Origin of the sequence: Bacillus sp. C30 (assembly GCF_040838255.1) — a bacterium.
Lineage (GTDB): Bacteria > Bacillota > Bacilli > Bacillales > Bacillaceae_G > Bacillus_A > Bacillus_A mycoides.
The window spans coordinates 22598-34396 of record NZ_JBFPJH010000016.1; the positions used below are offsets into that span (position 1 = coordinate 22598).

The window sequence follows — 11799 nt, forward strand, 5'->3', positions numbered from 1 at the left end:
TTTTATCAACATCTTCAAAATCATGTAATATTAAGGATGCAATAAAACATTATACAAATTGAGGTGTACTATATTTATGTTTTTCGGAATCATTCCTCTTATATTGTTTATTATTTTTCTTATCTCTTACTTAAAAGATCCACGAAAAATAATAAATGGCTTTTTATTTAATGCCTTTTTCTGTTCATTTCTATTATTTTGTGCAATCGCCTCGTTTGCATCTGGTAGTAACACTTTACATTTCATCGTTATTCTACCCATGTTAGCTCTACTTTTCATGATACCTTTTGGCATCGTTGCTCTAATGTTTGGACTATTTCTTAATGCGAGAATCTTGATGAGGCGTGAAGGAAGACGCTTTACAAACTCTTTAACTTTAATTGCTGCTTTAGGGATTTTATTCTGTATACTAATCCCTATCATAAATCCAGCAAGTTTATTCTCAGAGCATTTTCAATTTATTTTTGCTGCTATTTCTCTTGTAACTATGTATTTCTTTATACATTTATCTAACTTCTTAAGCGCTTATTTTCTATACCAATTCAATAGACCAAGACGTAATCAAGATTTCATCATCGTTCTTGGTAGCGGCTTAATTAATGACAAAGTGCCACCCTTACTTGCAAGTCGCATTAATAAAGCAATCGACTTTTATTGGAAGCAAGCCGCTGTGAATACACCACCAACAATCATTTTCTCTGGTGGGCAAGGGCCTGATGAAGGTCTTCCGGAAGCAGAAGCGATGCAAAATTATGCTGTTGAAAAAGGAATTCCGCTTGAACATACGGTACAAGAAAATCGTTCTGTAAACACATATCAAAACATGTCGTTCTCTAAAGAAATTATGGATTCTTTAAAACCAGAAGGTAAGTATAAAAGTATTTTTACAACGAATAATTTCCATCTTTTCCGTGCTGGCATATATGCAAGACAAGCTGGCCTTAATAGCCAAGGAATCGGATCAAAAACAGCCTTTTATTACTGGCCTAATGCAATGATTCGCGAATATGTCGCAATTGTCGTTATGGGGCGTAAGCGCCATATGAAAATATGTGGAACTATTTTAGGTTTCGCTTTATTCCTAACAGTCGTTAGTTTTATACTTTCTTAACAACATCCCATCCTTTAAAAGGATGGGATTTCTTATACGAATTTCAAAAATATTTTAATGGTACTATGGTGATAATATCCCCTGCATACATCCATTAAAGGAGAATTTTTTCAAATTAAATGTTAAAATGGAATTTAGGTATGAATTACGTAACAAATAAGAAACTAGTTTGAAACGAGGAAATTACATGAAGAAAATTGTCAAGAGTAAGCCCAATAAGCTGAAAATTGCTTCAAAAGCTTTGATGATTATTATTGGGGCATTTATCACAGCGTACGGATTAGAAGCTGTCTTAATTCCAAATAACGTATCCGACGGTGGTGTGACTGGTTTAAGTATCGTTAGTTCAAGATTATTTGGATTGCCATTAGGAGCTCTAATCGCAGTTATTAACATTCCTTTCGTTTGGTTAGGATATAAACAAATCGGTAAAAGCTTTGCAATTTATTCCATCATCGGGATTGCTTCATTAGCAATAGGTACCGTTGTCATGCACGGAATACCAACTATTATTGAAGGCGATACACTACTCGTTACAGTTGTTGGTGGTATTATTATCGGTTTCGGTATGGGACTAGCCTTACGTAACGGCGGCGCATTAGATGGAATCGATATGCTAGCTGTATTACTTTCTCGTAAGTTACCTTTTGGAACAAGTGACCTTATTTTATTCTTAAATATGTTTGTCTTTATTTTTGTTTCAACAGTATTTGGTCTTCAAGGAGCTATCCTTTCGGCAATTGCTTACTTTATCGCTTCGAAAGTGATTCATATCGTTGAAGTTGGTTTAAGTGGTTCGAAAACATTTAAAATCATCACGAAAGAGCCTGAATTAATGGTAGAAACAATTCGCGATCGTTTAGGCCGAAGCGCAACATACAATGAAGTTTATGGTGGTTATTCAAGAGAGAAATTCAAAGAAATATCTTGTGTAATTAACCGTTTAGAAGAAAGTAAAATGAAGGACCTGATTAATGAAATCGATCCTAATGCCTTTATTACAGTTTATGACGTAGCTGAAGTAAAAGGCGGTAACTTTAAGAAACGTGATATTCATTAATCATTATGAAGAAAAGAGGGTGTGCCAAAATATTGGCACACCCTCTTTTTATTATTAAGTTGCTATCGTTATCAGTTTTTGTCGGTAAGTCGATATATTCCAATAATCGCTGATATATTTTCACTCCCCCCACTTTCCTCCTCTCTTAACCCAATCTACATACTTTTGAAAGGCGTTTACTTCATGTTGAAAGCGAAGCGGAAAATATAGAAAGAGAGTACATGTACATAGTATCCATAGAATACCAACTACAAAGTGAAATTTCATCGTTGTGCTAATAAACAAACTGAGGAATAATACGAGGAACATAATTACACTAAATCTTTTATACATAGTCATAATATTCCCTCCTTATTCATTAATTGTAGCAGTCATAAACTAAAAGCAGAATACATTTTTGGGTAGACTTTTCCAAAAACTTCATAATACTATTAACAAGAGTGTACTAGATAAGGAGGGCTGTAAAAAAATACATTTCACCTCTATATAAAATGAAACTTTAATCAGCCCTCACCAATCGGGCTTTTACCGGCAGTTGATCTCCCACCTAACTTCTTTGCTTTACAGCCGAATTTTGAGCTGGGAGTCTTACTGCCCGTTAATGCGGGATAAAAATAAGAAATGGAGATAATTTCATAATGAAAAAACAAAAACCTAAAGGAGTATTAAAAAACAGGCTTTTCATCGCTCTTCTAATTATTTTAGGACTCATTCTCTCAGGACTAAGTTACTGGTTTCTTTCACCAAATCCAAAAGCATTTATTATAAAAAAAGTCTTTGAAAAAGGCATGATGTTTCAATCTGATAACTATGAAAATGCTTTAAAAGAAACAAAAATCGTTGAAGATATTGACTATCATTCTAAATTTCCAGACGGCACATTAGATATTATTTATCCTAAAAATCATACGAAAGAAACACCCGTTATTTTTTGGGTGCATGGTGGTGGATTTGTAGGTGGAGATAAATCGCAAATTACTGGTTATGCAGTAGAATTAGCAGCTAGTGGTTATACGGTAGTAAATATTAACTATGCCCTTGCTCCTAAAAGAAAATATCCTACTCCCGTACTCCAGCTCGGTGAGGCTTATACATATATAAAAAATAATGCAGAAAAATATAATTTAAAACTAAATACTATTTATTTTGCTGGGGATTCTGCCGGGGCACAAATATCTGGTCAATTTGTTACAATTCAAACTTCCCCACAATATGCAAAATTAGCAAAGATTGATGCTATTATTAACCCTTCTACTATAAAAGGTGTTTTGTTATATTGTGGTCCTTATAACATGCCTGCATTAGCTAAAGTGGAAACATCTAAACAAATACAAGATTTTATGCGTACGACTGGTTGGGCATACTTTGGAACAAAAAACTTTGAAACATTACCAGAAATGAACATTGCTTCAATTTCAAAGCATGTAACAAAAGATTATCCACCAACGTTTATTACAGATGGTAATACTGCCTCATTCGAAGATCAAGGTAAGGAATTATTTTCAACATTACAAAGCAAAGATGTAGCTGTAGACGGTCTTTTCTTTGATAAAAGTATTTTTGGCGAGTTAGCGTATGAATTTCAGTTCAACATGAATACACCAGCAGGAAAAGAAACATTCGATAAAACACTACAATTTTTAAATAAAAACAAATGACATATACAATAATAAAAACCCAAGAAGTGCTTACCTGCTCCTTGGGTTTTCCTTTATCTTCTCTTCATAATTTTCCCTGAACCGCCAACCCTTGTTTTCGGGGGCGACGTATTCTTTGGTGGGGTTTTAATGGATGATTTCGGCTTCACATCAGATCCACTCGAGCCACCCGGGTTTTTCGTAATTTTCCCTTTGCTTCCGGTAGAAGGCGGAGGCGTCGTTTTACTTCCTTTTTCCGTAATACTTCCTTTATCACCTACAGATGATTTCGGATCTACATTATCGCCTCGCTTAATAATAGATCCTTTCCCTTCCTTCGTAATTGGAGGCGGGGTTTTCTTTTCTTCTTTCGTAGGTGGTCTTTCCGGGATAACCGGTTTATGATTTTGTCTGTCATTATATCCGCGATAATCACCGTATGATGATTTTCGTGAACCGAATATATCGTTTAATATACTCCCCATAATATATCCTTGTAAGAAGGATGGTTGGTAATTTTGACGGACAAATTCTTCATTACTTATTTCAATTAACGTATCAGATGGTTTCTCTTTATCCTTTTGTAAATTATACATTTTATCAGAATAAACGAGGAACATTTGATTTTCGTCTTCTTTAGATGCTTGCTTCGGTTTCCTTTCGGATATAAGTTCCTTTGCAACTTCAGGAACTGACCGATTGGCAGCCCTATACACGTAAGATTCTTGTTTACCATCCTTTGCGACAGACTCTAGCGGATAACGGTCCTGAATTGACTTCGCCTGACCACTTTGACAGCCCGATAAAGCATAGCCGGCAATAACAAGTAATGTAACGATAGCAAGTATAGGGATCACGAACGATTTAATCATGGTAAACAATCGGTTTGACATGATTACGCCCCCCTTATGTTGCTCTTATGATTTGTACATCAGCAGGAATAATTACTTCTCCCTCATACATCATTGTGCGACCATTTTGCCATTCAACACGTAATAATTTGCGGTTATCAGATTGGAATTCCCATACGTACTGTTCTTCTGAAGCAGCGAATGGTGTTTTCCCCATAACAACAACACGTCCATTATATTGTTCTTCCATATGATACTCTATATCATCCATTTCAATCGTCGTCGGAATTTCATCGATTGAATCTAAACGACCATCAATCGGTGTATACAATTTGTAATACGTATTTTCACGGTCTTCGATTTTCAAATAACGAATATCTTTCCCATCCTGCAAAGTTAAAATAATCTCCTTGCGAGAATGCATGCTCGTTTTCCCAGTTAATTCGTACATGACTAACGAGACTTCAATCATATCGCCAGGAGCCAACGTTAAAAGACTCTTTTCTGGCTTCGGCGGCTCCGGACTCTTCATTATATTTTTAATACGTTTAAATAAACTCACAATCTACCCCTCCTTTTCTCTTTATAAACAAGCACCTAAAATAAGTGCACCAACGATATGTAATGAACCAGCTAACAACGCATGTGCTACGCTGCCTTCTTTCGTTCCTTCTTCTAAATCTAAACCAGACATTTTCTTTAACACAAACTCAATGAACATTTCTACAATTAATAAAATAACGAATGAAACTGCTGAGGCAAGAAGCGCTTGCCATAAGTCATTCGCTTTCGTTATAGATTGAGATAAAATGTACCCTTGCGCAAATAATTTCATAACGAAACGCGTTGTCACTGCTGTATTTCCATTTTTCATTTCTTTTAAATCATTGTATTTTGTAAAAATCGAATCAACCCACATAATTGCAAATAAAAGTACCGCACTCGCTCCAGTCCATACAAGCATAGCTAAAACATTCATCCACGTCATTACAAAACCTCCTCTAAAAAAGTAATAGAAAACCGACATGAATTCTCTTCAGACATGTCGGTTTCTTTGTCTATTCTATATTATTTCTCGTACTGCTTCATAATACGAGCTAATTCATCGTCAACAACAGAATTTTTGTTTAAGCTTGCGAATTCATCATCTAACGACTTTTCTTTCTTGTAAATTTCACCGCTTGCTTCTGCTTCAGCCTCTAATTGAAGTGCTTTCTCTTCCATACGGCTTAAACCAGCTTTTGCTGAATTTGAATCAAATCCAGACATCGCCTGATTAATATTCTTTTGTGCTTTCGCTGCATTTACACGTGCAACAAGTGTTTCACGTTTGTTTTTCAGCTCTGTTAATTGCTTACGCATTTCTTCTAGCTTAAGACGAAGGTTATCAGCAGCTGCTTTGTTTTGCTCATAGCTCGCTTTATACTCATTCATCTTTTGCTCTGCATTTTGTTTTTCTTCTAAAGCACGGCGCGCAAGATCTAAGTTGCTAGCTTGAACAGCCATATGAGCTTGCTCTTCACGTTTTTTCACAAGTGCTTCTTGCTCTTCAAATAATATTTTGAATTTCTTCTCAAGTGCGATTTGAGCTGCTACACTTTTCTCAGCTTCTTGTACATCCGCTTGCATATCGCGTAAATATTGATCCGTCATCTTAACTGGATCTTCAGCTTTTTCAATTAATGAATACACATTCGACATTGTTAAATCTCTTAATCGTTTAAATACAGACATCCAAATTCCTCCTATGATATACCTCATATTTCAAATTCACTACTTGGAAAATTAAAAATCTCCCTTTTCAGTAAGAATATTCATTTTTACAACCTATGTGTTTATTATAACAAAACTAAGATGTCCTTACATGTTATTTCCAAAATACAGCCAATATAATATGATATTCCATATAGAATATTGTATTCCTACTATATCCTTATTATTTCTGTCTCCAAAATCAACTTATTTTTGCGCGATTTCACTAAATTACATAATTGTAATGTTACTGTAAGCTAACTCGATAGTTACGTTTCAACATTTCTTATACACTAATACCAGAAGCAACAGAATAACAAAAAAGCTTCTCATACTGTAAGGACTAATACAGAAACTGTATTTACTATAAAACATATAAAAAGGAGAAATCATCATGAAAAAATTAGTAGGAATCGGGTTAGCAGCAGCAATTTCATTCGGAGCATTATCAGGTTGTTCTTTATTAGGAGAAAAAGCGAACGGTATCGTTGCTTACGGTAGTGACCAACAAGTGAATTCAATTATTGATAAAAATAAATCTGACATAAAAGAAAAGAAAACATACAAAATGAAACTTGCGACATTAGAAGGTAAAAAAGTACTTGTAATGGATAAGAAAACTGGTGAAGAGTTAGTGAAGAAAGAACTACTTAAGAAAGTAGAAAAAGACGATGCAAAAGCAATTGATAAATTACCAGCAGTAACAGTCGAACAAGGTGTATTATTTGCGAAAGAAAAAGTAGAAAACGCCGAAATTAATGGTACAAAATTGAAATATGAAGGTAATACAATTATCGGTGATGGTCGTTCTTATACAGATATGTTTGCAATCGTCGATGATGCTGCATATGGAAAAGTAACAGGAGAAGAAAAATCTGTCGGTGTATTAAAAATGAATAAAGATCCTAAAAAAGAAATGGCTGATCATAGAAAAGCAGCAGAAGAAGCTCAATTAGTTAAAATTAAATAATAAAAAAAGCTTTGCGAAATTCGCAAAGCTTTTTTCTATTTATGGGCAATTTGCTCCATATCCGGACTACAAGTTTGCGATTGACATGACTTACTTAAAGAGCATGCTGCGCATTTTCCCTTTTTACTTCTCTTTACAAAATTAACTAACGTATATGCTGCATAACCAAAAATGATAGCTCCAATTATAATATTGACCATCACCGCGATACATCTCCTTCTAGAATCCGAGTAAGGACCCAACTTGGTATATAATGAGCGTTAATACATAAGCAACAACGAGCGGATAAACGACAGAGAAAACTGTCCATTTCATCGATCCTGTTTCACGTTTAATAACAGCTACTGTCGCTAAGCACGGAACATATAATAAAATAAAGAACATAAATGCATATGCTGATAGCGCAGTATAATGTGCTCCCATTACATTTCCTAGCACATCTTCTTTAACCGCATAAATAATTGCCATCGTAGAAACGACAACTTCTTTCGCTAAAAATCCTGTTAAAAGGGATGCCGCAGCTTGCCACGTTCCAAAACCGAGCGGTGCAAAAAGTGGTGCAATAAATCCACCAATCATCGCTAAGAAACTGTCTCCCATATCAACACCAAATCCTGATGGACCTGCATAGTTTAATAACCAAATGACAACAGAACCACCGAAGATGAATGTACCCGCTTTACGAACAAATCCTTTACCTTTCTCCCACGTGCTCAGCCATAACGTTTTCGCTTGCGGCACACGGTAAGGTGGTAGTTCAATTACAAAAATAGATTTTTCTGCTTTTAAAATAGTAAGAGACATAATTTTTGTAACGAGTAATGCAAGAACAATCCCTGCGATATATAAAGAGAACACAACAGTCGCCTGACTATGAGGGAAGAAAACTCCCGCAAATAGTGCATATACAGGTAAACGTGCCGAACAAGACATAAACGGTGTTACAAGAACTGTAAGTAACCTTTCTTTTTCTTGTTCAATCGTTCTCGCTGCCATAATACCTGGAACGTTACATCCAAAGCCGATAATCATCGGAATAAATGCTTTTCCGTTTAAACCGAAAAACTCCATAATTCTATCCATAACAACTGCAATTCGTGCCATATATCCTGAGTCTTCTAATAATGAAATGAAAAAGAATAGTGCAAAGATTTGTGGAACGAATACTAATACCGCACCAACGCCAGCAATAATACCTTCTGTAACGAGTGCTTGAATAAAGTCAGAAGCCCCAACACTTGTGAGCCCAGCTGTAACCCAATCAGTAAGTTGTCCGCCAAAAAATCCATCAAGCATATCAGATAAAGGTGTACCAATCCACGTAAACGTAACCTGAAAAATAAAAAACATAACTGCTAAAAAGATTGGAAGTCCTAAAATTTTATGTGTAATTAACCTATCAATTTTTTCTGAAAAAGGAATTTTTCCTTCTTTCTCATGTTGCATAACATTTGTTTTTAACTTTTCAATATACGCTTCACGAGTCTTGTAAATGTGCTCTTCCAACGTACAATCAAGTTTTCCATCTAAACGAGATCGAATGGCTATAAGTTCCTTATAAATTGGTAATGCTTTCATTTCTTTTTCTACTACTTCGTTATTGCTTAAAAATTGAAGGGCTAACCATCTCGGATGCTCATAATTCGCTGTCTCTAAAAGAGCGATTACCTCTCCAATTCCTTCATCCATTTGTACACCATATGAAATAATGAATGGCTTTTTCTCTTTTTGTTTCTCTTCATGAAGAGTAGTAAGTAATTCTTCACAGCCTTTTCCGGTTCTTGCGATGACAGGAACGACTGTTACACCTAATATTTCTGATAGCCGTTTTACATTAATCACAATTCCTCTTTGCTTTGCCACATCAATCATATTTAAACCAATTGAAACGGGCTTACCAAATTCAAGTAATTGCAATGTTAAATGCATATTTCGCTCAAATTGAGAAGAATCCACTATATTTAACATATGATGAAATTCATCTGTTAGTAGAAAATTCGTAACGACACCTTCATCACGTGAAACTGGATTCAAATCATAAACGCCTGGTAAATCAATTAATGTTCCTTGCTTATCTTTTAATTTACCAACCTTCTTTTCTACTGTTACACCGCTCCAGTTTCCTACATATTCATAAGAACCAGTAAGTGCATTAAATAATGATGTTTTCCCTGTATTCGGATTCCCTAGCAAAGCAACCTTATTCACGCTAATTCCACCTTTATCATTTTCGCGTCACAATGACGAATACTAATTAACTGTCCACGACACTCCAATGTACAAGGACCTTTAAACATCGCTTTCTGTTTCAAGCGAAGTTCGCTTCCTTCCGCGAGACCGAAAGCAGCTAGTCTACGCTTTAATAACTGATCTAAAGACTGAATACTTTTTACTAACACTTTCTCGCCAATTTTAATATCTACTAAGCTCATAACCTTCCCCCTCAGAAGAGAATGATAATTATTTTCAGAAAAATTATATCATACTCTATTTCAATTGGACTATACCCTTTTGCTTCATATTTATTAACATTTCAATACAATTATATTTCAATAATTGTCATACAAAGTATGTTTGCCATTCTCATCCATTTCGCTTACAATGAACAATAGCAAATAAAGAATCTCGTTATCACAGGGGGAGCCTTACCGCTGAGAGGGAACAATTCGTTCCGACCCTTTGAACCTGTTAGTTAATGCTAACGCAGGAATTGTGCAAACGTCCGAAATACACACCTCTTTTTTTATTTACGTATTTCGTATCCTCCTATGATAATGTTCTTTTTTGTGCAACTTGGATTTAGGGGGAGACAACATGCGTAACACCAATTTACAAGCGATGATCGAATCTGCTATTCTTGCAGCCTTCGCCTTGATTATCGACATTCTACCATTATCAATTAAACTTCCAACAGGCGGTTCCATCTCATTTGCTATGATTCCTATTTTTATTATCGCATACCGCTGGGGCTTCAAAAGGGCTTTCTTAGGAGGCTTAATTTGGGGGCTTTTACAAATTGTCGTAGGCGATGCTTACATTCTAACACCAGTTCAAGCATTCATTGAGTACTTCATTGCCTTTGCCTTTATCGGCTTTGCTGGTTTATTCTATCGTCCAATTCAAAAAGCACTTGCCTCAGACAACAGTAATGCAGAGCATTCAAGTTTTGGTAGTCGCAAAGATAAACCAAAACAAAACAAAGGAAAAAAAGCACTCGTTTACATTATCCTTGCCACATTTGTCGGCAGCTTTGCACGCTATTTCTGTCACTTTATTGCTGGTATTATTTTCTTTGGTCAATATGCACCTAAAGGACAATCAGCTGTGCTATATTCATTAATTGTAAACGGCAGTACCATGATCGGTTCTTTCATACTATGTACTGTATTACTAATTCTTTTATTTACAACTTCACCACGCTTATTCAAAAGCATCGGTGCTTATCAAATGAATACACAAAAAAAGGGCGCTTAACTTAGCGCTCTTTTTTCACATCGTAATATCAATTAAAAATACAATAAATGCACAAAAGAAAATAAATACCATTATACTTAGCCAATTGCTATGCACGGTTCATCGACTCCTTACATAACCTCATTTTCTATTCAAAGTATACTGTTTAGAAATAAAGATTAGGTAAAGATAATATGAAAATAAATTAAAAAAGCGTAGATAGTATTGTCTACGCTTTTTTCGGTAAATAGAAGTAAAATAACACACCATCTTCGGTATTCTTCACCCCATATTCAGCATCGTGCAATTCTAAAATATTCTTTGAAATTGCAAGACCAAGCCCTGTTCCACCTTGTGAACGTTTCCTTGCCGCATCCACGCGATAAAAACGATCCCAAATTTTATCTAATTGTTCTTCTTCAATGTGAGCACCTTTATTTTCAATACATACTTTTATATGATCCTTCCCGTCTATTGTGGAAATAATAATATCTTCTTTTTCTGGTGTATAACGTATTGCATTCGTAATAAAATTCACAATTACTTGTTCAATTCTATTTTGATTCCCAATCACTTCTGCTGGACATATATGTTTGTGCACACTCAGTTCTTTTTTCTCTATCTCCGATGAAAGCTGTTCACATATTTCTTCAATCACTCCATCGATATAGAAAGAATCCATCTTCATGTTGTATGTGCCAGACTCAAATTTAGCTAATTCAAGCATATCCAAAATTAGTATATCCATCTTGTCTACTTCTTTTTCCATCGCCTGAAAATAGTAGTCTTTCTTATGTTCAGCTACCCCATCTTTTAAAATGAAAATACAGCTTTTCATAATACTCAGCGGCGTTTTTAGTTCATGCGATACACCCGCAATAAATTCTTTCCTTGTGTTTTCTAACTTTCTTTCTTTTTCAATATCTTGTTCTAACTGTCCAATATGTGAATGTAGTTTATTAGAT

At 35.2% G+C, this 11799-nt stretch carries 14 protein-coding genes and 1 riboswitch; of the genes, 5 read left to right on the forward strand and 9 right to left on the reverse strand.

From position 1 onward, the window contains the following. The first annotated feature begins 76 nt into the window (after positions 1 to 76). Together AB3X49_RS03755 and AB3X49_RS03760 are read left to right on the forward strand one after the other, a co-directional pair. Entirely contained in the window at positions 77 to 1111 is a 1035-nt protein-coding gene (locus AB3X49_RS03755; RefSeq protein WP_002129589.1) for a YdcF family protein, read from the forward strand. Between the two features lie 187 nt (positions 1112 to 1298). Then, entirely contained in the window at positions 1299 to 2171 is an 873-nt protein-coding gene (locus tag AB3X49_RS03760; protein WP_002138778.1) for a YitT family protein, read from the forward strand. Between the two features lie 120 nt (positions 2172 to 2291). Here the strand turns inward: AB3X49_RS03760 and AB3X49_RS03765 are convergent, their stop codons facing one another. Then, positions 2292 to 2510 carry a hypothetical protein gene (locus AB3X49_RS03765; protein WP_367960568.1) on the reverse strand — a complete coding sequence of 73 codons (219 nt, stop codon included), beginning with the start codon at positions 2508 to 2510 and terminating at the stop codon, positions 2292 to 2294. Positions 2511 to 2809: 299 nt separating this feature from the next. Between AB3X49_RS03765 and AB3X49_RS03770 the strand changes: the two genes are divergently transcribed. Further along, entirely contained in the window at positions 2810 to 3829 is a 1020-nt protein-coding gene (locus AB3X49_RS03770) for an alpha/beta hydrolase (RefSeq protein ID WP_367960570.1), read from the forward strand. Positions 3830 to 3882: 53 nt separating this feature from the next. Here the strand turns inward: AB3X49_RS03770 and AB3X49_RS03775 are convergent, their stop codons facing one another. From AB3X49_RS03775 to AB3X49_RS03790, 4 genes are all read right to left on the reverse strand, one after another. Continuing rightward, positions 3883 to 4701, reverse strand: a complete 819-nt coding sequence (locus tag AB3X49_RS03775) for a DUF4247 domain-containing protein (protein WP_367960572.1) — start codon at positions 4699 to 4701, stop codon at positions 3883 to 3885. Between the two features lie 13 nt (positions 4702 to 4714). Continuing rightward, a complete protein-coding gene (locus AB3X49_RS03780; RefSeq protein WP_002015752.1) occupies positions 4715 to 5221 on the reverse strand; it encodes a DUF4178 domain-containing protein in 507 nt (168 codons plus the stop codon). A gap of 21 nt (positions 5222 to 5242) precedes the next feature. Further along, positions 5243 to 5647 carry a DUF350 domain-containing protein gene (locus AB3X49_RS03785; RefSeq protein WP_002089172.1) on the reverse strand — a complete coding sequence of 135 codons (405 nt, stop codon included), beginning with the start codon at positions 5645 to 5647 and terminating at the stop codon, positions 5243 to 5245. 80 nt (positions 5648 to 5727) lie between these two features. Continuing rightward, positions 5728 to 6393, reverse strand: coding sequence for a PspA/IM30 family protein (locus AB3X49_RS03790; protein WP_002015754.1), 666 nt, complete (start codon positions 6391 to 6393; stop codon positions 5728 to 5730). Between the two features lie 412 nt (positions 6394 to 6805). On the opposite strand from AB3X49_RS03790, the gene AB3X49_RS03795 reads away from it, so the two are divergent. Further along, positions 6806 to 7381, forward strand: a complete 576-nt coding sequence (locus AB3X49_RS03795; protein ID WP_367960574.1) for a lipoprotein BA_5634 family protein — start codon at positions 6806 to 6808, stop codon at positions 7379 to 7381. 35 nt (positions 7382 to 7416) lie between these two features. Here the strand turns inward: AB3X49_RS03795 and AB3X49_RS03800 are convergent, their stop codons facing one another. Genes AB3X49_RS03800 through AB3X49_RS03810 form a run of 3 tightly spaced genes read right to left on the reverse strand, consistent with a single transcriptional unit; the run spans position 7417 to position 9813 of the window. Continuing rightward, entirely contained in the window at positions 7417 to 7584 is a 168-nt protein-coding gene (locus tag AB3X49_RS03800; RefSeq protein WP_000989601.1) for a FeoB-associated Cys-rich membrane protein, read from the reverse strand. Positions 7585 to 7600: 16 nt separating this feature from the next. Then, positions 7601 to 9589 (reverse strand): ferrous iron transport protein B, encoded by a 1989-nt coding sequence (gene feoB, locus AB3X49_RS03805; protein ID WP_002129597.1) that lies wholly within the window; start codon positions 9587 to 9589, stop codon positions 7601 to 7603. After that, complete coding sequence (locus AB3X49_RS03810; RefSeq protein WP_000060512.1) at positions 9586 to 9813, reverse strand: FeoA family protein; 228 nt, start codon at positions 9811 to 9813, stop codon at positions 9586 to 9588. The genes feoB and AB3X49_RS03810 overlap by 4 nt, the downstream gene beginning before the upstream one ends. A 194-nt stretch (positions 9814 to 10007) precedes the next feature. Then, positions 10008 to 10109: riboswitch (TPP riboswitch) on the forward strand. An 86-nt stretch (positions 10110 to 10195) separates the two neighbouring features. Between AB3X49_RS03810 and thiT the strand changes: the two genes are divergently transcribed. Beyond that, positions 10196 to 10855: an energy-coupled thiamine transporter ThiT gene (gene thiT / locus AB3X49_RS03815; RefSeq protein ID WP_044443876.1), complete on the forward strand. Its 660-nt coding sequence runs from the start codon at positions 10196 to 10198 to the stop codon at positions 10853 to 10855. Positions 10856 to 11063: 208 nt separating this feature from the next. Here thiT and AB3X49_RS03820 read toward each other — a convergent pair. Further along, positions 11064 to 11799: sensor histidine kinase (locus tag AB3X49_RS03820; RefSeq protein ID WP_367960577.1), on the reverse strand; the 736-nt coding region annotated here is incomplete at its 5' end.